At 45.9% G+C, this 20661-nt stretch carries 26 protein-coding genes and 4 tRNA genes; 17 read left to right on the top strand and 13 right to left on the bottom strand.

Annotated elements, in window-relative coordinates; all coding sequences use genetic code 11:
* The 3 genes from W04_RS14800 to W04_RS19250 all read left to right on the top strand — a co-directional run.
* Nucleotides 1-891, top strand: an 891-nt coding sequence (locus W04_RS14800) for an alpha/beta fold hydrolase (protein WP_306341154.1), incomplete at its 5' end; no start/stop codon positions are given.
* A gap of 87 nt (nucleotides 892-978) precedes the next feature.
* On the top strand, nucleotides 979-1473 hold the full coding sequence (locus tag W04_RS14795) for a super-infection exclusion protein B (RefSeq protein ID WP_197275974.1): 495 nt from the start codon (nucleotides 979-981) through the stop codon (nucleotides 1471-1473).
* 173 nt (nucleotides 1474-1646) lie between these two features.
* A complete protein-coding gene (locus W04_RS19250) occupies nucleotides 1647-1784 on the top strand; it encodes a transposase (RefSeq protein WP_082342256.1) in 138 nt (45 codons plus the stop codon).
* Between the two features lie 389 nt (nucleotides 1785-2173).
* On the opposite strand, the gene W04_RS14780 is transcribed toward W04_RS19250, so the two are convergent.
* Complete coding sequence (locus tag W04_RS14780; RefSeq protein ID WP_053911371.1) at nucleotides 2174-2677, bottom strand: hypothetical protein; 504 nt, start codon at nucleotides 2675-2677, stop codon at nucleotides 2174-2176.
* A gap of 269 nt (nucleotides 2678-2946) precedes the next feature.
* Between W04_RS14780 and W04_RS14775 the strand changes: the two genes are divergently transcribed.
* The 4 genes from W04_RS14775 to W04_RS14760 all read left to right on the top strand — a co-directional run bounded on the left by W04_RS14775 (nucleotide 2947) and on the right by W04_RS14760 (nucleotide 6509).
* Nucleotides 2947-3153, top strand: coding sequence for a hypothetical protein (locus tag W04_RS14775; RefSeq protein WP_022944005.1), 207 nt, complete (start codon nucleotides 2947-2949; stop codon nucleotides 3151-3153).
* Between the two features lie 207 nt (nucleotides 3154-3360).
* Nucleotides 3361-3768, top strand: coding sequence for a VOC family protein (locus W04_RS14770; RefSeq protein ID WP_053911370.1), 408 nt, complete (start codon nucleotides 3361-3363; stop codon nucleotides 3766-3768).
* Nucleotides 3769-3939: 171 nt separating this feature from the next.
* Nucleotides 3940-5967: a methyl-accepting chemotaxis protein gene (locus W04_RS14765; protein ID WP_053911369.1), complete on the top strand. Its 2028-nt coding sequence runs from the start codon at nucleotides 3940-3942 to the stop codon at nucleotides 5965-5967.
* 50 nt (nucleotides 5968-6017) lie between these two features.
* The gene (locus W04_RS14760; RefSeq protein WP_053911368.1) at nucleotides 6018-6509 is read left to right on the top strand and encodes an arsinothricin resistance N-acetyltransferase ArsN1 family B; all 492 of its coding nucleotides are present in this window, start codon (nucleotides 6018-6020) and stop codon (nucleotides 6507-6509) included.
* Nucleotides 6510-6600: 91 nt separating this feature from the next.
* On the opposite strand, the gene W04_RS14755 is transcribed toward W04_RS14760, so the two are convergent.
* The 4 genes from W04_RS14755 to W04_RS14740 all read right to left on the bottom strand — a co-directional run bounded on the left by W04_RS14755 (nucleotide 6601) and on the right by W04_RS14740 (nucleotide 9247).
* Nucleotides 6601-6677, bottom strand: a tRNA-Val gene (locus W04_RS14755).
* Nucleotides 6678-6705: 28 nt separating this feature from the next.
* Nucleotides 6706-6782: transfer RNA gene (locus tag W04_RS14750), tRNA-Val, on the bottom strand.
* A 115-nt stretch (nucleotides 6783-6897) separates the two neighbouring features.
* Nucleotides 6898-7920, bottom strand: coding sequence for a DUF3080 family protein (locus W04_RS14745; RefSeq protein WP_197275973.1), 1023 nt, complete (start codon nucleotides 7918-7920; stop codon nucleotides 6898-6900).
* Nucleotides 7895-9247 (bottom strand): MATE family efflux transporter, encoded by a 1353-nt coding sequence (locus W04_RS14740; protein ID WP_053911366.1) that lies wholly within the window; start codon nucleotides 9245-9247, stop codon nucleotides 7895-7897. Before W04_RS14740 ends, W04_RS14745 begins: the two co-directional genes overlap by 26 nt.
* Before the next feature lie 70 nt (nucleotides 9248-9317).
* On the opposite strand from W04_RS14740, the gene W04_RS14735 reads away from it, so the two are divergent.
* Entirely contained in the window at nucleotides 9318-9947 is a 630-nt protein-coding gene (locus W04_RS14735) for a riboflavin synthase (RefSeq protein ID WP_053911365.1), read from the top strand.
* Nucleotides 9948-9958: 11 nt separating this feature from the next.
* On the opposite strand, the gene W04_RS14730 is transcribed toward W04_RS14735, so the two are convergent.
* Together W04_RS14730 and W04_RS14725 are read right to left on the bottom strand one after the other, a co-directional pair.
* Nucleotides 9959-10162, bottom strand: a complete 204-nt coding sequence (locus tag W04_RS14730) for a CPXCG motif-containing cysteine-rich protein (protein WP_022943991.1) — start codon at nucleotides 10160-10162, stop codon at nucleotides 9959-9961.
* 100 nt (nucleotides 10163-10262) lie between these two features.
* On the bottom strand, nucleotides 10263-11141 hold the full coding sequence (locus tag W04_RS14725; protein WP_053911364.1) for a fructosamine kinase family protein: 879 nt from the start codon (nucleotides 11139-11141) through the stop codon (nucleotides 10263-10265).
* 126 nt (nucleotides 11142-11267) lie between these two features.
* Between W04_RS14725 and W04_RS14720 the strand changes: the two genes are divergently transcribed.
* Nucleotides 11268-11948 (top strand): hypothetical protein, encoded by a 681-nt coding sequence (locus tag W04_RS14720; protein WP_053911363.1) that lies wholly within the window; start codon nucleotides 11268-11270, stop codon nucleotides 11946-11948.
* Nucleotides 11949-12000: 52 nt separating this feature from the next.
* Here the strand turns inward: W04_RS14720 and W04_RS14715 are convergent, their stop codons facing one another.
* Entirely contained in the window at nucleotides 12001-12360 is a 360-nt protein-coding gene (locus W04_RS14715) for a DUF3718 domain-containing protein (RefSeq protein WP_053911362.1), read from the bottom strand.
* Between the two features lie 441 nt (nucleotides 12361-12801).
* Here W04_RS14715 and W04_RS14710 point away from each other — a divergent pair, with 441 nt between their 5' ends.
* From W04_RS14710 to W04_RS14685, 6 genes are all read left to right on the top strand, one after another.
* Complete coding sequence (locus W04_RS14710) at nucleotides 12802-14187, top strand: amidohydrolase (RefSeq protein WP_053911377.1); 1386 nt, start codon at nucleotides 12802-12804, stop codon at nucleotides 14185-14187.
* Between the two features lie 8 nt (nucleotides 14188-14195).
* Nucleotides 14196-15416, top strand: a complete 1221-nt coding sequence (locus W04_RS14705; protein ID WP_053911361.1) for an amidohydrolase family protein — start codon at nucleotides 14196-14198, stop codon at nucleotides 15414-15416.
* 338 nt (nucleotides 15417-15754) lie between these two features.
* Complete coding sequence (locus W04_RS14700; RefSeq protein ID WP_053911360.1) at nucleotides 15755-16186, top strand: DUF6795 domain-containing protein; 432 nt, start codon at nucleotides 15755-15757, stop codon at nucleotides 16184-16186.
* 52 nt (nucleotides 16187-16238) lie between these two features.
* Nucleotides 16239-17405: a lipase family protein gene (locus W04_RS14695; protein WP_053911359.1), complete on the top strand. Its 1167-nt coding sequence runs from the start codon at nucleotides 16239-16241 to the stop codon at nucleotides 17403-17405.
* Between the two features lie 73 nt (nucleotides 17406-17478).
* Nucleotides 17479-17835, top strand: coding sequence for a hypothetical protein (locus W04_RS14690; protein WP_157576464.1), 357 nt, complete (start codon nucleotides 17479-17481; stop codon nucleotides 17833-17835).
* Between the two features lie 47 nt (nucleotides 17836-17882).
* Nucleotides 17883-18134, top strand: coding sequence for a hypothetical protein (locus W04_RS14685; protein ID WP_053911357.1), 252 nt, complete (start codon nucleotides 17883-17885; stop codon nucleotides 18132-18134).
* A 2-nt stretch (nucleotides 18135-18136) separates the two neighbouring features.
* Here the strand turns inward: W04_RS14685 and W04_RS14680 are convergent, their stop codons facing one another.
* From W04_RS14680 to W04_RS14660, 5 genes are read right to left on the bottom strand one after another with little or no spacing between them, the layout of a single operon-like run.
* Entirely contained in the window at nucleotides 18137-18466 is a 330-nt protein-coding gene (locus W04_RS14680; RefSeq protein ID WP_053911356.1) for a TusE/DsrC/DsvC family sulfur relay protein, read from the bottom strand.
* 13 nt (nucleotides 18467-18479) lie between these two features.
* Nucleotides 18480-18749, bottom strand: a complete 270-nt coding sequence (locus W04_RS14675) for a DsrH/TusB family sulfur metabolism protein (protein WP_053911355.1) — start codon at nucleotides 18747-18749, stop codon at nucleotides 18480-18482.
* Nucleotides 18746-19102, bottom strand: a complete 357-nt coding sequence (tusC, locus tag W04_RS14670; protein WP_053911354.1) for a sulfurtransferase complex subunit TusC — start codon at nucleotides 19100-19102, stop codon at nucleotides 18746-18748. Before tusC ends, W04_RS14675 begins: the two co-directional genes overlap by 4 nt.
* Nucleotides 19099-19452, bottom strand: coding sequence for a sulfurtransferase complex subunit TusD (gene tusD, locus W04_RS14665; protein ID WP_053911353.1), 354 nt, complete (start codon nucleotides 19450-19452; stop codon nucleotides 19099-19101). The genes tusC and tusD overlap by 4 nt, the downstream gene beginning before the upstream one ends.
* Before the next feature lie 56 nt (nucleotides 19453-19508).
* On the bottom strand, nucleotides 19509-20174 hold the full coding sequence (locus W04_RS14660; protein WP_053911352.1) for a Bax inhibitor-1/YccA family protein: 666 nt from the start codon (nucleotides 20172-20174) through the stop codon (nucleotides 19509-19511).
* Nucleotides 20175-20400: 226 nt separating this feature from the next.
* Here W04_RS14660 and W04_RS14655 point away from each other — a divergent pair.
* Both W04_RS14655 and W04_RS14650 read left to right on the top strand, forming a co-directional pair.
* Nucleotides 20401-20491, top strand: a tRNA-Ser gene (locus tag W04_RS14655).
* Between the two features lie 44 nt (nucleotides 20492-20535).
* Nucleotides 20536-20626: transfer RNA gene (locus W04_RS14650), tRNA-Ser, on the top strand.
* Nucleotides 20627-20661: the final 35 nt, after the last annotated feature.

Here is a 20661-nt window from a genome sequence, read left to right as displayed (position 1 = left end):
CCTCATCGAGAGAATGGAGTCGATATGAAAACAATCATAAAGTTATTTTCAATTTTTATTGGTTTTTGCGCACTAGCTGCGGAGCCAGACTTAAAGCCGACAAAATCTGGGTTATATGATGTTGGTGAATTTAAGCTATATCTTGAGTGTTACGAAAACGACAAGCCACAACTAATACTGGAGCAGGGTTTCGGGCGTTATGGCTCGGATGGGGTTTGGTTAGAAAATATAAAGAGATTGAAAAATGATTTCAGCATCTGTTTGTATGATCGTGCAGGGTTGGGTAAGAGCGAAAAGGGTAGCGTTCCTTTTACGGTCAATGACATGGCAAGCAGACTCAGAAGTTTGCTTCAAAATGCCAATATCAAAGGGCCATTTTATTTTGCAGGTGGCTCATATGCATCTTATATCATCACTGCGTATAACAACCTCTACCCACAAGAAGTTATGGGAGCCGTACTGATTGATCCGCCCCCGTTGGGTTACTTTTACACTATGGGGACAAGGTGGCCAGAAAACTATCAAACAGACAATCAGGACTTAGAACGCTTTTATCAGTTTGAGCAAAGTGTTCATAATCCTATGTTTGAGAGAGTCCCTGAAAATGTAGATCATATGAAAAGCTACGCATTACTGGCTAACGCAGATGATTTTGGTACCAAGCCTATTATCGTTGTGCGCTCCAAGTTAACGGGAGAGCGATACGATCCGCCTTTCGTTCCTGATGACATAGCCAAATCAATGGATGAGCTTTACTCCGAAGCGGAAAATTACTTTAAAGGTTTATCTACGAATAGCCGTGTGATCTATTCTGAATCAGAAAAGCATCATCTTCATATCGCGGATCGTGATTTGGTCGTTAAAAGTATTAAAGAGCTTGTTGGTAAATGAGGCTTAACAAGCGCAAGCACGCGGATCAATTTTCCGCTGCGCTTCAAATTGCCCGGTGTTGCGGGCGTTATGCACAAGGAGGTTTTTTTGCAGTTCAGTGACATATCAAATTGGCTAAAGCTCAATACAAAACATGCTTTTATCCTATTAGTAGTGTCTTCGATATTCCTTTTCGGTAGTAATGAATTATTAAACGATTTAGGTCTACAAGAAGCAAGAGAGACACTGAAGACTTGGGTGGGAGTTATTTGGCTAATATCTATTGCTATAATTGTTGCCGATATCGTGGCACCCGCAAGTAAGTGGGTTATTAAAAAGCTCAAATGGCGTATTAACCTCAAAAAGTATCAGAAGCGTCTGCACCAATTAAGCGAAGACGAAAAAGCCTTTCTTTCTTATTACTTGGCACATAACACAAGAACTCAACATGCTTCCGTTTCTAACGGCATGGTCAATGGGTTGGTCTCAGCAATGGTTGTATACAGAGCGTCAAACATAGCTGATCATTACGATGTTTTTCCCTTTAACATCCAGCCTTGGGCACTGGAATATCTAATGGAACACCCAGAATGTCTTGAGTAGTGCATAACAAACAACTGTTGGCACTCACTGCGTTCGCTGGGACACAAACACATGGGCTCCTGTCGCTTCGCGCCGTATTTTAGCCCATGTGTCTGTGCCCCAAAGTTGGGCGTTAGCTGTAGGACTTACCCAAAAAAAGTAGACACCTTCTATAGTTAGAAAAGAGGTGTCCTTTGACCAAAAAGAAAAGAACCCAGGCCTATACCGAAGAGTTTTGTCGCGAAGCGGTTCGCAGGGCGGAACAACCTGGAAATACCAACAAATCCGTCGCCGAAGAGCTGGGGATCAGCGCCCAGCGAATCTATAACTAGAGCACGCGCTGATTGCGCAGTAGCAAAAGTTGTTTTAGCTGAGCAAAAGGATCTAGAATTTCCGCTTTATGTGCCGTGGAGTGAAGAAATGGCACAACATGAGATATTTGAATAAAGCATATAACAAGCCAATTAAGTGCGGGACTGCTAACGGTTGGTTTGGTTTCGCTTCGCTGCACAAGTTTAGCCAACTAATAAATTTTCCTTTTATTTTGGGCCTTAGTTTGCACAGCAAGGCTCGGGTCATAATAATGGATATTCAATTTGTATTGACCATTTAGTGCTGCGTTAACGCCTTGCTAAGGAGCAATTAACAGTTGGCTAAAATTGCGCGAAGCCAGCCGTTAATTGTCCCAGTGAGTTTACGAACTTGAGCAATTTGTTATATTTTATGTGAGTTGTGGCGTAGATTCATTCTTATGAAGCTTTCCGATAGCTTTATAGATTCCAAAGTAAAAAAACAGCTCATAAAATATTGTATATTTTAGTATGTTTTTAGGGTCGTTTAAATACAGGTCGGCTCCACCAGCTTTAATCATTTCACGAAAAACTGCCATCCCAATGAAAAACAAAGTAATTATGAAAAATGACTTAATAGCCACAGGTAAAGAAAAGCAAATAAAGCGCTCTATGAAATTTTTAGAATCTATTTTTTGGTTTTTTTCATAGCAGAAATAAATTCCTAGGATAGTTATAAGAGCTATCATTAAGTACTGTATATAGAGGTACATGGTTTCTTTATCTGATAATTCGTCGCTTGGAAATAGTTCCATAAAAAATGAGCCTAGCAACATAAATAGTGAGACAGTTAGCAGGTATTTCATGGTTTCTTTTTGACTAACATTGTTATTTTTGAAATCTGCTATTAACTGATTAGTTCTCCATAAATACATACATCTTTCCTTTTCTTGATTTACATGGATTGGTTGATTGAGATATAAAAAAGATAGTAAGAGGTTCAGTGCATCAATAAGCCCGATACTTTCAACGCCGGCATAATACCTCATCTAATAGTGGTTGGCACTCTAAACTATTGTTGGTTTAGGGTTGGATTTGGTGTTTACAGCGCAATGTTTTAATATAGGAACAAAGTTGTCCATCCCTAGCTCGGCGTTACAGGGCCTATTGGTTAGGGTAATCATTATAAATATAAGGGAATTATATGAGCATCGGTGGTGATGTATTGGTTTATGTTCTTCTGTTAACAGCGGTCGCACCAGCCATTTTGGCCATTAGGTTAGCAGCAAAGCAAAATCGTTCGCGGTTAACCAGTGCCGTGGTTACTTTTGTTTTAGGGTTTACTTGGGTTGGCGGCTGGATATACCTTGCCATTATGAATTTAATGCAACCAAAAGAACCTACGCAGTAGTATTCATATCCCAAGTGCGACGGCTCATCCTAGAGGCGCTCCACTTAGCTACCTCGTTTAACCAGGGAATGATAAAGCCTAAATTAGGCCGATTGGTTTTTCTCACCTACTTGCGCAGTAAACGAAAATAAAGCCGCTTGGCGGCAATAGGCTTGGTTAGGCCTGCAAATAAGGCGTCCAGTATCATCGGATAGAACGGAGGCAGAGATGAAATCCATTTTAACTTCACTGATATTTGTTGGTGATCAGGCGGGCAAGTGCGAGGAGGCGATTAAGTTCTATACCTCGTTGTTCTGCGATGCTGAGATCATCGATATTCAGTATTACACCGCAGATGAGCATGAACCCGAGGGGAGTGTGAAAAGGGCGAAGTTTCATATTAATGGCAGAGAGTTTATAGCCCTCGACAGCCACCTTAACCACTCATTTAGTTTTACCCCAGCCATCTCATTGTACTTAGAGTGCCAATTATTGAGCGAAATAGAGAGCATCTTTCGCACCTTAGCCGAGGGCGGCACAGAGCTAATGCCTTTGGATAACTACGCCTTTAGCCATAGGTTTGGTTGGCTCAATGACCGGTATGGTGTGTCGTGGCAGCTTAATTTATCACAGTAGGTGTACAATCCTAGCCTTGGCAAAGGCAGGGGGCTAAACGGTGCGGCGGTAGCACTATTAAGGTTGGTTAAATATTGTGCAGTTATTCACTTTTTGGTCATGATAACGTAGTCAAGGGCGTAAGGATGTGTTTTTATAGAAGCTTAGCTTAACAAAATAATAATTATTCTTATGTTAAACAACCTCTCCTTACGTCAGAAGATTTTATTGCTGATCGGTGGCACCTTGAGCGTTTTAATGGTTGCCGTGGCCGTGTTCTTCATTAACCATATCGCGTCTTTATCTCGAAATAGTGTTGAGCGCGAAGTACAAAATTACTTAGATGCTGAGCGTTTGTCGATGCAGTCGTTTTTTGCGCAATACGGCAAGGTAGTTGAAACCTATGTGACCAGCCCGCATATGGTCGACTTTTTCGATAACTACCGTGAGCGTGGTGTGGCGTTATCCTCTTTACCTGATTATCCACTACTGAATGATAATTTTATCCGTATTAGCAGCCGCGACAGTAATATTTTGTCTGCGTTTTTTGCCTCGGCTCACACTGGTGAATACTTCAAAGAAAATGAGCGTACCTCAGCGTATGGCGATGGTCGCCCTTACTATGCGTATAAGCGGCCCTGGTGGCAAGATGCGCTGAATAAAGGCCAACTTTATGTTGGCGCTATCTCTGTCGACATCAACACGGGAGACGCATCCGCTGTGGTGCAGCAGCCGGTTTACAATGACGCCAAAGAGCTGGTTGGTGTAGGTGGGGTTGACCTACAAATTAATGCTATTCGCGATATTGTCGAAGACATTACCTTTCAAGGTGAGGGGTTTGGCTTTTTGCTCGACAGTGATTTAAATGTGGTGCATTTATCGCAGCGTACAGGGCATTCATTGTCGATAACAGATACTGGTGAAGGTAAAGATAACTTGAGTGCTCTTGAGCAACAATTCAAGCAAACTCAAGGGTTTGATACGCTTAATAGCGCGATAGCCAACAACGACAGTGGCATTGTTAAGGTGACCCTTAAAGGCCAAGAGTTTTATGCTTTATTCAATAGCCTAAAGCTCGATAAGCCGGCGATCGATTGGCACTTAGGGGTGCTTATTCCGGTAAGCTTAATTGAAGAGCCCGTTAATGATGCGGTGATGTCGGCGTCCATCGCCGTGGTGGTGATTCTTGCCATTATTGTCGCGATGATTTTCTGGGTGACTCATTTAGTTGCCAAGCCTATCACCACCTTAACCCATATTATGCGTGATATTGCCTCCGGTGAGGGCGACTTAACGCGGCGTATTGATATCTCGAGTAAAGATGAAGTGGGCCAGCTTGCCCATCACATGAATACCTTTATCGATAAGCTGCGGGCGATGATGCTGAACACTGCTGCGCAGGCAGAGCAATTAAGTGCCGCTGCCAGCCAATTGCAACAAGTCTCTGGGCAAACCAACAGTGAAATCCAAAAAGAGAAGCAACAAGTCGACAGTGTCAGCGCGGCGGTGACCGAAATGGCCACTACAGTCAATGAAATCTCGCGTAACGCCAATCAAACTAATGATGCCGCTGCATCGGTGCAACAGGTTAGTGAGCAAGGGCGTTCGCAATCAAATCAGTCGCAGCAGGTGATGCATGAGCTCGCTGAACATATTGGCGAGGCCGCACAAGTGGTTACTGGCCTGGCGCAAGAAACCAATAATATTGGTGCGGTGATCGATGTGATTAACGGCATTGCCGAACAAACTAATCTGCTGGCGCTCAATGCTGCAATTGAAGCCGCACGAGCTGGCGAGCAAGGGCGCGGTTTTGCCGTGGTGGCGGATGAGGTGCGATCGCTTGCGAGTCGCACACAAGAGTCGACCGACGATATTCGCACTATGATTGATAAACTGCAAAGCATTGCTGATAAGGCCTCAAATATGATGGCGCAGGGCCAAGAGCGGGCTCAGGGCTCAGTCACACAAACCCAAGCCGTATTGCAGTCATTAGAGCAAATAGGGGAGTCGGTGGCGCATGTGCTTGATCAGAGTCACCAAATAGCCACCAGCACTGAAGAGCAAAGTATTGTCGCTGAGGATATTAACACCAGTTTGAGTGCTATTAACGACCTTGTTAATAATACCGCGCACCATGCCGACACCTTAGCGAATGAGGCGAAAGACTTAAACGCCTTGGCGAGCTCTTTAAATGCCACAGTGAATCAGTTTAAGCTGTAAGCCTACTTTTATGGGAGCCTTCGGGCTCCTTTACTTCTTTCGAGGTACTTTTGTTACGACACGTCACGTCTGAAGATGCTAAGGCCATCGCCGAGCTATATAACTATTATATTCGCCACACCACCTTTACTTTTGAAGAGTCACTTGTTGATACTCAGCTTATGAGTCAGCGGATAGCAAGCATTAAAGCGGTGAACTTACCCTGGCTGGTATATGTACAAGACGGTGAACTCAAAGGGTACGCCTATGCGAGTAAATGGAAAGAGCGCAGCGCCTATCGTTTTGCTGTCGAGACGAGCGTGTATGTGGCGCATCCACATCAGGGCCAAGGAATAGGGCGCCAGCTCTATAGCGCACTGCTCGAGACACTCACCACGAAGGGTGTGCATACCGCTATCGGTGGCATTACGTTACCTAACCCCCCGAGTATTGCTTTGCATCAAGCGTTAGGCATGCATAAAGTCGCGCATTTTGAAAAAGTGGGGTACAAATTTGAGCAATGGCTGGATGTGGGCTATTGGCAAATTCACCTACAGGCATAATCTCTATTCGTGTTACTGTGTATAGGCACTGGAATATGCAATATCAGAAATAAATTTTTCTGAATCTATTAATAAAGGCTGAAAAATAAATTGGTACGACCGAGTGGATTCGAACCACCGACCCCTACCATGTCAAGGTAGTGCTCTAACCAACTGAGCTACGGTCGTACAGTATACGAGATGTATATTTGAGAATTGGTACGACCGAGTGGATTCGAACCACCGACCCCTACCATGTCAAGGTAGTGCTCTAACCAACTGAGCTACGGTCGTACAATTTTTGTTATCAAGGCAAAACGTTACGGCGTTGACAACGCGGTGTAATATATAGCGAGAGACGAAGCTAATCAAGCAACTTTCAAGGAATTATTGTTTGTTTGCTGTTATTTTACTCACCTGGTGTTAAATCGCAGTGTTTGTAAAACGCTTGCCACCAGGTTACATGGCGGCGGCTCGATGTTTTAAGCTCCGCAAGCAAGCTCGGCTCGCCATGAGTGCCTAGCAACTGTGCCTTGATATGGCTTTCATCTGGCTGAAATTGCAGTATGCGGCTAAAAAGAGGCTGTAATTGCTGTAACCTGCCGGCGAGGTGGCTTTGAAAACCTTGCAGTTGGCCAATGTAGAACTTGTTAAAGATATTATGGACTATCATGCTGTTACGGTTGTTTTTATGGGCAGCGCAAATATCCCCAGGTAACTTGATGCGCTCAAGCTCAGCGCTTAGGGCATTGTTTAGGGCAATTTGCTCGCGCGTTGCGCGCAGTAACTTGGCTGTGTAATCACTGCGGTTTAGCTGCTCGAGCGCATGCGTCAGTTGCTCGGTATCAACATCTTCAACATTGTGCTGGGCAAGGTTATCGGCAATATTGGCAAGTTGGGTCAGCGCACTTTGGCTATTTACGCGACCCGCTTGCTCGTCAAAATCGAGCGCGTTGCGCGAGAAGGTAAACAGATGTTTAAGCTCTTTTTCTTGGGCCAGCAAGTTATTAAAAGCTTGGCCCAGAGTGCGTGTTTTAAATTGTTTTTCCCGCTCAAGAGCAGCGATAAGCGATGGGCTTAATGCCTCGCTATCGGGGTGATTTAGGCAGGCATCCACTTGTTGTAAAAAACGCAGGTGATACTTAAAACGTTCACTCGCCGTAGCAACTTTACCCAGTTGATTGTTGCGCCCGGCAATGTCAGTGGCAAGTTGGCAATGGCCCAGTTGGCCAAGCTCCAAAATGCCCATGCGTACGCCGCTGTCCAGAGGCTGTGCGCTAAACTCGGGCAAGCGTTCAACGGCTAGGGTATGTGCTTCATTAACGGGTAAAAATTTAGCGAGCCGCGCACGATATTCTTCGTGGACCTGCTCGGGCCCCTCGGCGCAGCCAGCGAGCACAACCAAACTAAAAATTAAAAGGAGCCTGAGCAAGTCGCCTCCTGAGTGTCCAAATAAGCAGTACCGCAGCGCAAGATAAGCCGACAATGATCCCTAACCAGAACCCTTGCGGTCCCATCGCTGACACGATGTAATCAGTACGACCTAGTACGTAGCCTAGAGCAAAGCCGATCAGCCAGTAAGAGATGAAGGTAATGTATGAAATTGGGCTGGTATGCTTGATCCCTCTGAGCATACCGCTGCTAACCACTTGCAGTGCGTCCGGTAGTTGATAAAAACAGGCGAGCACCATAATGCTTGCGGCAAGTGCTATTACCTCGGGGTTATCACTGTATATGGCGCTGATATCAAAACGTAGCAGATAAGTCACTAAGGCAACTAATGCCGCGATGGCGATAGACAACACAAAGCTCGTACTCATGCAGCGTTTAAGTGCAACAAAGTCCTGCTGTCCGTATAGATTGCCAAAGCGAATGGCCACCGCCATCGATAGGCTCATCGGCAGCATAAATAATAAGGTAGTGACCGAAGCGGCGACCTGATGACCGGCGACGGCGATGGCCCCCAGCGAGGCAATAAATAAAGGAATACAAGCAAATAACGTCACCTCAAAAAAGGTCGCTAACGACAGCGGCACGCCGAGCTTAAACATTGCCCATATGGCACTGCCGTCAGGCTTGGCAAAATGACGAAACAAACCCGGTCCATCGATGCGTTTACTTATTAAACTATAAATAAACTGAGCACTGCCCATGGCCGCAAAGACAAGGGCCGTTGCGACACCACAGCCAGCACCTCCGAGCGCAGGTGCGCCGAAATGGCCGTGTATAAATATATAATTGGCGGGAATATTCACCAGCAAACCGATAATTGAAATATAAAATGCAGGTGCGGTGTAGGCCTTCCCCTCAGCCACATTGCGAAACAGCGAGTAAACAAAGAACCCAGGCAGGCCCCATTGGATATAGTCGATATAATCTTGAGCCAGTACTTTTACGCTGGCTTGAGTATCGAGTTGTGCAATGAGCACCGGAGCCAATTGCGCAATCGCGACGCCGGCTAAACAGAGCAACACGGCTAAGTAACAGCCTTGCTGAAAATGACCACGAATGGCCGGCTCGTCATTTGCCCCAAAGCTATGCGCAACTAACGAAGTGAGTGCCAATAAAACGCCTAACAGTGCCAGTACCATTGGGTTCCACAATCCGGTCGCAATTGAAAGAGCGGCTAGGTCAACGGCACTTACTTGGCCAGCCATAATGGTGTCGACGACCGACATTAATACCAAAGTAACTTGTGCAAAAAACACCGGTGCGGCCAAACGCAACAAACGCCCAGCCTCCCATGTACAAAACTTCATAAGAGAGAAAACATCAGATAAGATAAAAGGTAAGTGTATCCTGTGTGTGATATGAAAAAAAGGAATAGCGATGTTTACCGGAATAGTGCAGTGCCAAGCTCATGTCGTTGCTGCAAAGCTCGAAGACGCGGTTCTGCGGTTAGTACTTTCTGTGAATAAAAATTACTTACGGCATCTAGACTTAGGGGCCAGTATTGCCGTCAACGGCTGTTGTCTTACTGTTGTAAAAGTAGAAAGCCCCGCCGGTGATGTTGTCGGCCAAGTGCATTTCGATGTAATTGGTGAAACTTTGGCTCTCACCAACTTAGGCCAGTTGCGACCAGGCCACGCAGTTAATTTTGAACGGTCAGTCACCTTTGGCACTGAGTTAGGCGGGCACATTGTCTCTGGGCACATTCACACGACCAGTGAGGTACTTGAGCGTATAGACAGTGAAGATAACTGCCGCTTGCATTTATCCTTGGATCAGAAGTGGCGCGACTATGTCTTATATAAAGGGTTTGTGTGCGTTAATGGCGCAAGCCTTACCGTGGGCGAGCTCAGTGAACAGGGCTTTTGGCTGCATCTGATTCCTGAAACCTTAAGCATTACCAATATTGGCGAGGCAGTCACTGGCAGTGTATTCAATATTGAGGTAGACCAGCAGACCTACACCATAGTTAATACGGTGCAGCGTTACCTGCAGCAACACAAACCCTAACAAAACAAAGGTTAAAAAATTTGCTCGTCGTCGGCGTCGACCCTTAACTGCACTTTGTTTAAGGCGTAGTCGATGTGCATATTAAGGTGAATAGGGTTACAGCAGGCTGAGCAATCCTCGTAGTAGTCTTGATCCCCTGAAGATGTATCGACATCGACAAAAATATGATTGCCGCAATGGGGACAGCGAATGCGCTGTAGGCTGTAGTCTTTCATAGCCGCCTCGTATGACAGTCTGATGACATACTTTGAGTATAGTGTGTTTTTGCTACGAATTCCGACTAATTTGACGCAGTGAAAAGGCGTAACTGCGCTACTAATCGCCCCCGTTTTGTTGATGAATAATGGTTTCGATACTGTCACGTGCCTGCGTCAAATAATGACCGGCAAAGATATTGGCATGATTGAGCAGGTGATAGAGGTTGTATATTCCTTCGCGGGAGCGGTGATCGTGCGCCAACGGGTAGTGTGCGTTATAAGCGGTATAGAAGGCGTCTGGGAAAGGGCCAAATAACCGTGTCATGGCAATATCCGCTTCTCTATCACCGTAATAACAGGCTGGATCGTATAGACATGGGACGGAGTTAACAAAGCCGACATTACCACGCCACAGATCCCCATGTAATAATGACGGTTGCACGTTGTGGCTGTGTAAGCGCGCTTTAACACAATCCACTAACGTATCGATATCACAAAAGTGAAACCCTTTTTCCGCCAGTAACTGCATTTGCCAGCCGATACGTTCTTCACTAAAGAATACATCCCACTTTTTGTGCCATCGGTTGGGCTGCGCAGTAACGCCAATGAAATTGTCTTGTTCATTGCCAAACATGGCCTGTTCGTGCTTTTGATGCATCATCGCCAGATATTCACCCATTTTTGCCCAGTTGGGAGGGGTAGGGTCACTAAAATCCAGCCACTCTATAATATTAAAAGCAAACTCCAGTGTGGTGTCTGTGGCTAAGCAATCCGGCACCAAAAACAACGACTCTTGTGTCAATAGCGACAAGCTTTGCGCCTCGCACTCAAGACGCTCCAGCGCATTGAGCGGGGCAACTTTAACAAAAAATGTATGTTGCCCATCGCTGATACGAAATAGCATATCGGCCGAGGAGTTACTTAATTGCTGTTTTTGCGTGATTTCGAAAGGAGTAGCTAAGGTATCACTAATTACTTGGGCGACGGCGTTCCACATGGCAAGTTAGCAAATTTAGAGTGCGGTGATATGAGTATGGCAAAGTTGTTGATTGATGCAAAAATTTTCCGCAAAGTCTAATCCCACGTTAAAATAGCGTGCAGCGATTTTAGAAGGAGTGAACGCGTGAATAAAAGCAGTGTAACGTCATTGATTGCCCTCATTGTTACATTAGTCGGTTGGCACCTAGCGCAGCCATTGTTGTTGAGCATGGGGTTATTTGCGTTATCAGGCGCACTAACCAATTGGCTTGCTGTGCATATGCTGTTCGAAAAAGTGCCATTATTGTACGGTTCAGGTGTGGTGCAGATTAAATTTAATGCGTTTAAGCAAGGAATACATGAGCTCATTGAAGAGCAGTTTCTATCTCCTGAGAACCTTAAAAAGGCCTCAGCGCAGATGCCAGCGCCGCAAATGGATGCACTAATTAACCATCTGGATATGTCGCTGGCTTTTGATAAGTTAGTACAGGTGATAGAGCAGTCACAGTTTGGCTCCATGCTAGGGATGTTTGGTGGCCGAGCAGCGCTTGAGCCGATGCGTGAGCCGTTTGCTGATAAAATGCGTGAGGCCATCACAGAAATGCTACAAGATGAACAAACACGCGAGCAAATTATTGCGCAAATAGGCGGTGGTAGCGATTTGCAGGCTCAGGTTAAGCAACTGGTAAGCCAGCGCTTAGATGAGTTAACCCCAGCAATGGTCAAAGAGATTATTCAAACGATGATCCGCGCTCACTTAGGCTGGTTAGTCGTATGGGGAGGGGTCTTTGGCGGTGCGTTCGGTGCGCTCGCTTATTGGCTGTAAAAAAAGCCCGCATTGGCGGGCTTTACTTCCAGGGATGGAATCAAAGGTGATATTACTTTGAGCCGTACACCATAAAAGAATCGGTGTCGTTTTTGGCTGCTAAATCGCGAATAGAGGTTTCAGTTAAGCGCTCTATGTTGAGTACTTTGAGGCTGCGATCGAAGCCGTAAAGGCTAGCAAATTGGCGAACAGTTAAATCATTACACGCTAATTTGTTTTCCATGGTGTAGGTATTAACGTAATGCTCTTTCATAGAGCGGCGCAGTTTCAGTGGGCTGTTTTTAGTAATTGCCATACACAACTCGGTGCCAGCGCTGTTATCGGCAGCTACAAATTTCGAGTTATCTGCAGAGGCTATAGTTGAAAGTAGGCCAAGGGCCAAGGCGCTGGTTAATAATGCGGTGCGTTTCATTGTATTCTCCTTAGTACATTCGTCGGGTGCAATGTAAGTATGCGCCACATAATTGTTCATAGCATGAATAAGGTGTCTCCGAATGTAAGCATCTGTGTCAAGTGTGTCGAAGGGCGCAAAGCGCACTATTTTTCAAGGTATTGGCGACCCTCTTTGGACACACTTTTTTTTACTTTTTTTGTTGAAAAGGGTGACACTTATTCGAGTTTAATGGCTCACTCCCATTAGCCGCTGGGATTGTGTCACCGCAGATGTGACTGCGGATGTCAGGATAACCCACCTCAAGGCGTCGGCACTGTTGTTTTTTATTTAATCATTTTTGCCAAGCGTGTACCCATAACCCTCTCTTTTTTATCTCAGTTTACTGTTCATTAACCTTAAATTTTCGCATTTTGCGCAATGATTGGTTAAAGTTACGCAAAAAACGGAGTGATGAAAACAATGCGTAAATACACAGCAAGCCTAAGCGCTGTTGCAGTGGCGCTGGCAGTAGCCGGTTGCCAGCAAAGTGACGGTCCGCAAGGCGAAAAAATATCTATCGAAAAGAACCCCTATCCAAGCACTTATCAGCCTATGCCACGTCAATCGACGTTGATCACCAATGCCACAGTATTAACGGGTGACGGTCAGCGCATCGATGCCGGCGATGTGTACATGGTTGATGGACAAATTAAGCAGGTAGGCGAAGACCTGGACGTGCAAGCCGATGTCACCATCAACGCACAAGGCAAATGGGTGACACCTGGTATCATTGATGTCCACTCCCACCTGGGTGCTTATCCAAGTCCAGCCGTAGAATCACACCAAGATGGTAATGAAATGACCAGCCCTAACACCGCAGCGGTGTGGGTAGAGCATTCAGTGTGGCCGCAAGACCCTGGATTTAATCGTGCCCGTGAAGGCGGGATCACCACTTTGCAGATTTTGCCAGGCTCAGCGAACTTATTCGGTGGGCGTAGCGTGACGCTAAAAAATGTACCGTCGCACACCATGCAGGGAATGAAGTTTCCTGAGGCACCCTATGGCTTAAAAATGGCTTGTGGTGAGAACCCTAAGCGCGTTTATGGCAGTAAAGGTGTGTTGCCATCAACGCGAATGGGCAACATGGCGGGTTACCGAAAGGCGTGGATTGACGCAACTGAGTACAAGCGTGCTTGGGAGAAGTATGAAGCGGATTACGATGCGGGTAAAAACGTAGAAGCGCCTGAGCGTGATATTACGTTAGATACGCTCAGTGCGGTATTGGACGGTGACATTCTCATTCACAATCATTGCTATAAAGCTGAAGAAATGGCGATGATGATCGACTTAGGTAAAGAGTTTGGCTACCACTCAGGCACGTTCCACCATGGTATCGAGGCGTACAAAATCGCTGATTTACTCGCTGAAAATGGCAACTGTGCCGCATTGTGGCCAGATTGGTGGGGATTCAAAATGGAAGCCTATGACATGGTACAAGAGAATGTTGCCATCGTAGATGCGGTTAAAAATTCCTGCGCTATTGTGCATTCAGACTCTGACACCACAATTCAGCGCCTAAACCAAGAAGCGGCGAAAGTGATGTATCGCGCCAATGATAATGGCTTCGACATTGATGAAGCGCATGCGATTAAGTGGATCACCTCAAATGCTGCAAAATCATTGGGCGTAGCAGATAAAACGGGTACTTTAAGCGCAGGCAAGCAAGCCGATGTGGTACTTTGGAATCAAAACCCATTCAGTGTGTATGCCAAAGCAGAGCAGGTGTTTATCGACGGTGCCAAAGTGTATGACCGTAACGATGCAAAATACCAAGCACAAAGTGACTTTATGTTAGGCCAACGCTAAGGAGTTGTATGATGAACTTATTTAAATTGACAGCAATTAGCGCCGCCTTCGTAATGAGCACGCAAACTTACGCTGAAAGCCTGGCGATTACCAATGCCACGGTCTATACCGCAGCACAGCAGGGCGTATTAAAAGACGCAACAGTGGTAATAGAAAACGGTAACATTGTTGCTGTGAACCCCAGTGAAGTGAGCGCCGATACCATTATTGATGCTGAGGATAAAATTCTCACACCGGGCTTTATTGGCTCGCTGAACGGCTTAGGCCTTGTGGAGGTCAGTGCTGTTGCAGACTCGCGTGATGGCGGTGACAAAAAAGCGACAATGACTTTTGACCCAAGCTTAGCCTTCAATCCGCGTTCAAGCTTAATCCCTTATGCACGCAAAGGCGGTATTACCAGCAATGTCATTGCACCCTACGGTGGCGATGATATTTTTGCAGGCCTGGCGTCATTGGTGTCGTTATCAGGCGAATTTGACAGTGTGACCCGCCAAGGCGTGGCTTTATATGTAAAGCTTGGAGCTAAACATGAAGGCTCACGTGCGCTGTCGTTGCAAACACTGATTGATACACTAGAAAAGCACAGTGAACGCGATGAAGACGATGATAAGTCCAAAGGTAAAGAGGTAGAAATCCTCGATGCAGTCTTTGCCAAAGAGATCCCGCTAGTGATCGATGTGTCGCGGGCATCGGATATGTTAGAGCTGCTCAAAGTAAAAGCACGCTTTGATGTCGACATGGTTTTTGCGGGTGCGCAAGATGCGGTATTGATTACCGAGCAGCTAGCTGACAGTGATACACCTGTGGTGATCAGTGCCATGGATAACCTGCCAGGTAGTTTTGACTCGATGCACGCTCATTTAGAGAACGCTGCTAAGTTAGAGCAAGCAGGCGTCACCGTGATCCTGACCATTGCTGGAGATAGTGCTCACAACTTGTATCAATTGCGCTTTGATGCGGGTAATGCCGTGTCATATGGCATGACATCGCAAGGAGCACTGGCAGCGATCACCAGTAATGTTGCCTCGGCATTTAATTTAGATGTAGGGCAAATTGCGCCGGGTAAACCCGCTGATTTGGTACTTTGGAGTGCTGATCCGTTCGAGTTCAGTACACGCATTGACAAAGTGTGGATAAACGGTACTGAGGTCTCAACTCAGTCGCGTCATGATAAATTACGTGAGCGTTATACCACGGACAGCGAGATGCCAAGGGCTTACACCAAATAAGTCATTAGTATGAAAAGTATTGAAAGGCGCTATAAGAGCGCCTTTTTTTATGCCAAATAGTGATTGAGTTTTGCTCACTGTGTTGTTTACAATATGTGAACATACTCAAACAGGTTATATGCGTTGTTTGCATTTAGCCAAGGAATGAATTGCGCTCAGGGAAGAATCGCCATACTGCATAGGTATGTTCCCCTTCCTCGTTGCGCTTCACTATGTGGAGCTTCGCTTTGATAGATAATTCCAATGTTGAATCTGGGTCGTGGTACCGACAGCTTAAGCTCTCTGCCACTGTACTCGTTGGTATATCACTGTTAGTACTTTCTATAAAGGTATTCGCTATGTTCGGAATTTTTAAAAAACACACCGTACAGTTATCACCCGAAGTGTATGGCCAAGTGCAACACAACGGCGACGCGCTGGCGCACATGACCATTCACCGTGATATTAGTTATGGCGACGTTTACAGTGACAGTGTGACCACTGACGAGCAGGGCCGTTTTCACTTTGAAGAAAAGAATATTGAATCGTCAAAGCCGGGCAATATGTTCGACAACGAAGGCATCGCGCAAGCAATTTATGTCATTGTTGACGATAAGAAATACACGCTCTGGGGCACGTTGATTGGTCAAGTTGAAGGAAATGACATTGTTGCCGCCAAACTTAAAGATTTGCACTGCGATATAGGGCGTGAAGAAAAAATATACGACTTTGAATTTAAAGATGTACCGGGCAGATATCAAACTATTTATGGTGTCTGCAACTTAGACTGATCGCTGCGGTTTAGCGACGCAAAAAAATACTCATACAAGGAATTAAGTAATTATGAACACTCTTTCCCCGCGTCAGGCCTCTGAACTCGCCGCCATGGCGTACCGTGCTAAAGGTGCAAGTAAGGTGCTAGATGTGCGCTCTATCGTTGGTCCTAATCTACGTAACTCATTTGAGTTTGTCACCGGTGACAGTGTTGTTGACGGTGTCTCAGGTGGTTTTTTCTCTCATCTGTTCGGCTTAAGCACGGGCTTTGCTTTTGTTGGTAAAGGCATCAACGAGTTTGCCGGCGATAGCGTTATTGCGATTCGAGGTACTGCCTCATTACGTGATGGACTGACAGACTTAAACTGTGGTCTCAGCGCCAGCAGCAGTAATAAAATGGTGCACGCCGGATTTAATAAAACCTTCAACTCCATGAAGCAGGCATTTGCTCAGTTTGTTGATAGTAACCGCAAAGCTGGCAACACAGGAGTTGTGCATTGCGTTGGCCACAGTTTAGGCGGGGCGTTGGCACAATTGACCGCTGATTGGGTGAATACCGAGTACTCTTTGCCAACTAAACTATATACGTTTGGCGCACCGCGTGTAGGCAAGACCGATTTTGCCCGCTCAACTACTACGAAGCTAGAGAATATATACCGCTCTACTCATGGTGCCGATCCGGTTCCTAAAGTGCCGCTTTGGCCTTTTATTCACGCGCCGTTTAATGGCAGTGAATTCCGCCTCGACGATGGCCAAGGCCTTAACGTGTCGGCCCATAAGCTCGATGGCACTCCAGGTTACTTAAATACCGCTAGTGCCAGCGACTGGTCCACCTTAAAGCAGCGCTCAGATAATTTCTTGAGCCAGCCTGTGCGCCTTCGTTTTGAAGACAGAGCTCAGGCGTCATTCTCAAGCCATTGGGCGGATAAAATAAGCTCAGCATTGATTACCTTGTTGAAAGACTCCGGGTATTACACGGCAGTGGTAACGCAAGCGGCGATCAGCAGCTCGTTGACATTTTACGATATGGTCGCGCGTACCTTAGAACAAGTAGCGAAGGCGTCTGCGCGTTTTGCCGAGCAAACCTTGGGTTTATTAGGGCATATGCTGGTTTTCGCGGGCAAGGTTGTGGGCAAAGCGTTTGAGCTAACTTATAAAATGATTAAGTGGGTCTTTGACTCGACCATGGGAGCCCTGTATCGCAGTGTGCGTGGCGCCCTTAATGGCTTAGATTAAGCTAGAGTAGGGCTCTATGAGGTTCAAATTTTTAGCGAAGCTATTTTTTTGGTTACTCATAATTGGAAATTCATTGGCTACCGCAGTACCGTTTTCAGCTTACCAAGGAATGGAGCAGTCTTACTTTTCTATGGCTGTTAATACTGCATCTACAGTAGCGACATTTTTTGCGGTCATTGCTTTATACAGTATAGGCTATGAACGCAAAATCTTCACTGGGGGTAAGCTGAAGCTAATAGGGTGTTGTTATCTTGCCTCCAGTATTTGTTTGATTTTTGCGCCCGTTATTATTTATTGGGAGCAGGAGGCAAACATAACGATAGATATCATCGTTTTCACCTTGACGGACCTAATCATTTTTTATGTGATAATGGAGAACTCAAAATGGAACTTAAAAGTACCGAATAGGGACGCTTCGCTGCCTTCCTAAAGGACTTGAGAACTGCATCGCCCCTTACCACCTTAATAACAATGGGTGTGGAGCAGATATTTGCTAAAGAAGAAGCAGAGAAAACCTATCGTGTGGTAGTTCCCCGAATTAAGAAGGAGCTTAAGGGTGGGGCCGATTACGGAAACGAAGATATTCAGGAAGGTATAAGTTTGGTGCTTGGACTATTCCCTTTCGGCGCAAAGCGAAGAAACTTTAAAAGGTGGTATGTTGGCTCAAAAGAAAAGTTTCTGAGCCTGCCAGATGATCCTGACAAGCTCAGCATAGCTTGTTGGTGGTAAGGCTAAATACATCGAGCCGGTTTGGGTAAACCGGCTATTTTAGTCGCTTGTTTTGCCGGCCCCTTGGGAAAGAGTTTATACAAGTATTTGCTATTACCCTTGTCCTCACCCAACTTCTTTGCCATGGCCTTTACCAGCATACGAATCGCTGGGCTGGTATCAAATTCCTGATAAAAGTCACGGACAAACATCACCACTTCCCAATGCGCCTCTGTGAGTTCAATATTCTCTTTCGCGGCGATAACTGGAGCTAACTCTTTATGCCACTGGCTACTATCGAGCAGATAGCCTTGTTTGTCTGTTGCTATTTCTTGGCCGTTGAATTCAATCATGTTACTCACTGATTTACTCACTGATTGTTCGTTGGTATTGTAAGGTCAATTCGACCCATTGCGCATCGTTAATCACGGTGACACCTGTTGTGCGATGGTGCCCGCCACAGGCATTCACATCTTGTTCAAGGGCATAAGTGGCCACACCCAGCCCTACAAACGCCGACGCATTGTAACAGGCCTCAGCGCGCAGTAACACGCCGTCTTCCTTGCTAATGATGCTGCTCAGAGCAGGGTGCTCGCTAAGTGCGCTACGCACCATGAATAATGTACCTTTGCTCATAAAGTCACTACCTTATCCACTTGCTTGATTAGTGCACGCTTGTCATTGTCATGGGCGATTTGCACGTCTATCGCCAAGTCATCGGTGCTCAAGCCATGCTCGTTCAGCGCATCGGCGCACACATAGACAGATTCAATATCATAGATTTCCAACATGCCGATGGCTTTAGTGAAGTCTTTTTGTTGCTGCGCGCTGGGGCGTTGATTTTTCACTAGTGAGAGTACCGCTGCGCCTTCTAGTAACCAGGTAACATGCTGATCAATAGCGGCAAAAATAAGGACCATATCTAAGGACTCTCGCAGACTTTGCTGATGATAGGGCCCGTGTTTAGAGATGACTAAGATGTTATTCATTTAAATTGTATCCACCTGTCGGCGTCAGTGGCGAGCATGGCAAACTCTGCAAGTCCCGAGACGGTAAATAGTTTAACCTGCTCGGTGTCAATGCCGCGCTTATTGGCTGCGGTGATACACAGGCTCAATTCAATTCCGCTATCAAAGAGCTGCTGCCACAGCGCTGCGACATCGAACTCATCGCTACTGACATCGAACTGATCCAGCGCATGATAAACCCCATCTTGATAGAGAAAAATCGTTTTTATTTGATGCCCAAGCGAAAGGGCATTGTCAACAAAGCGTTTGAGCGCCACCAAAGTGATGGTATCACTCGGTGCGCTATGCAGTGATAATACGAAGCTGGCCAAATTACATCCACAAAAAAGCCCCAATGAATGGGGCTCATTTTAGCAAATATTGCTAATTAGTCATCAGCTGCGCCGAGGAGGTGCAGTAACGAAGTGAATAAGTTATATACGTTTAGGTACAACGCCACAGTTGCACGCACGTAGTTAGTTTCACCACCGTTAATGATGCGGCTGGTATCAAACAGGATGAGACCTGACATGATAAGAACAACGGCTGCATTAGTGACCATGAATACCATCGAGCTACCGATAAAGATATTTACGATGCTGGTGATAATCACAACAACCAAGCCAACCATCAAAAAACCGCCCATAAAGGAGAAGTCTTTCTTAGTCGTGAGTGCATAAGCAGAAAGACCAAAGAAGATCAGCGCCGTTGAGCCAAGTGCTTGCATGATCAACATTGGGCCGTTTGCCATCGCAGCATAGTGGTTCAACATCGGACCGAGGCCGAAACCAAGAATACCGGTAAAGGCAAAGGTCAGTAGCACACCCGCTGAAGAGTCTGCTTTTTTGTTGATAATGAACAACATGCCTAGGGCAATCAGTGAACAAACGATACCGGTAAAGAACGGTGGGTTAAGCGCCATTGAAATACCCGCTGTCACAGCACTAAATGCCAACGTCATCGCGAGTAAAAAGTAAGTGTTTTTTAAAACCTTATTTGTCTCAATGGTCGACATCATCGGCTTAGCCGAGCTGTACGAGTTATTAAACGCCATTGTGAAACTCCTTAAATTGAAATCGATCCTCGAAGTACCCGAGGGCACCTGAGTTAAAGATTACCAAGTCTTCTATATATGGGCAAACCTTTACCTTTCAATAGACTGCAAAATTCGCAAATTGTTCGATTGCTGTGCGATTGTGATAAAAAATAGCCATTTAGAACATTATTTTAAAATAACACTTCACAAACGTCAGGCATTTCACTAATATGCACGCCGCTGCGGAGAGATGGCAGAGCGGTTGAATGCACCGGTCTTGAAAACCGGCATGGGTTAATAGCCCATCTAGGGTTCGAATCCCTATCTCTCCGCCACTTAATTTTTATTTAGGTGACGCAGTTATCTAAGTACCGCTTCAGGAGAGATGGCAGAGCGGTTGAATGCACCGGTCTTGAAAACCGGCATGGGTTAATAGCCCATCTAGGGTTCGAATCCCTATCTCTCCGCCACTATTAAAGGCCTCAGCATATGCTGAGGCCTTTTT

The sequence above is a fragment of the Pseudoalteromonas sp. SW0106-04 genome (genome assembly GCF_001293805.1).
In the GTDB taxonomy this organism is placed as follows: Bacteria; Pseudomonadota; Gammaproteobacteria; order Enterobacterales; family Alteromonadaceae; genus Pseudoalteromonas; species Pseudoalteromonas ruthenica.
The sequence above is the reverse complement of the archived record's forward strand: the minus strand, read 5'-3'. Positions and strand labels throughout refer to the sequence as shown.

Excerpts from the sequence above, each read along its gene's own strand:
- W04_RS14725 (WP_053911364.1), bottom strand. The coding sequence starts at position 11,141 with ATGTGGAACGCCGTCGCCCAAGTAATTAGTGATACCTTAGCTACTCCT.
- W04_RS14680 (WP_053911356.1), bottom strand. The coding sequence starts at position 18,466 with ATGATTGAATTCAACGGCCAAGAAATAGCAACAGACAAACAAGGCTAT.
- W04_RS14735 (WP_053911365.1), top strand. The coding sequence starts at position 9,318 with ATGTTTACCGGAATAGTGCAGTGCCAAGCTCATGTCGTTGCTGCAAAG.
- W04_RS14740 (WP_053911366.1), bottom strand. The coding sequence starts at position 9,247 with ATGAAGTTTTGTACATGGGAGGCTGGGCGTTTGTTGCGTTTGGCCGCA.
- W04_RS14775 (WP_022944005.1), top strand. The coding sequence starts at position 2,947 with ATGAGCATCGGTGGTGATGTATTGGTTTATGTTCTTCTGTTAACAGCG.
- W04_RS14700 (WP_053911360.1), top strand. The coding sequence starts at position 15,755 with ATGTTCGGAATTTTTAAAAAACACACCGTACAGTTATCACCCGAAGTG.
- W04_RS14695 (WP_053911359.1), top strand. The coding sequence starts at position 16,239 with ATGAACACTCTTTCCCCGCGTCAGGCCTCTGAACTCGCCGCCATGGCG.
- W04_RS14705 (WP_053911361.1), top strand. The coding sequence starts at position 14,196 with ATGATGAACTTATTTAAATTGACAGCAATTAGCGCCGCCTTCGTAATG.
- tusC (WP_053911354.1), bottom strand. The coding sequence starts at position 19,102 with ATGAATAACATCTTAGTCATCTCTAAACACGGGCCCTATCATCAGCAA.
- W04_RS14730 (WP_022943991.1), bottom strand. The coding sequence starts at position 10,162 with ATGAAAGACTACAGCCTACAGCGCATTCGCTGTCCCCATTGCGGCAAT.
- W04_RS14660 (WP_053911352.1), bottom strand. The coding sequence starts at position 20,174 with ATGGCGTTTAATAACTCGTACAGCTCGGCTAAGCCGATGATGTCGACC.
- W04_RS14675 (WP_053911355.1), bottom strand. The coding sequence starts at position 18,749 with ATGAGCAAAGGTACATTATTCATGGTGCGTAGCGCACTTAGCGAGCAC.
- W04_RS14715 (WP_053911362.1), bottom strand. The coding sequence starts at position 12,360 with ATGAAACGCACCGCATTATTAACCAGCGCCTTGGCCCTTGGCCTACTT.
- W04_RS14765 (WP_053911369.1), top strand. The coding sequence starts at position 3,940 with ATGTTAAACAACCTCTCCTTACGTCAGAAGATTTTATTGCTGATCGGT.
- W04_RS14710 (WP_053911377.1), top strand. The coding sequence starts at position 12,802 with ATGCGTAAATACACAGCAAGCCTAAGCGCTGTTGCAGTGGCGCTGGCA.
- W04_RS14780 (WP_053911371.1), bottom strand. The coding sequence starts at position 2,677 with ATGTATTTATGGAGAACTAATCAGTTAATAGCAGATTTCAAAAATAAC.
- W04_RS14770 (WP_053911370.1), top strand. The coding sequence starts at position 3,361 with ATGAAATCCATTTTAACTTCACTGATATTTGTTGGTGATCAGGCGGGC.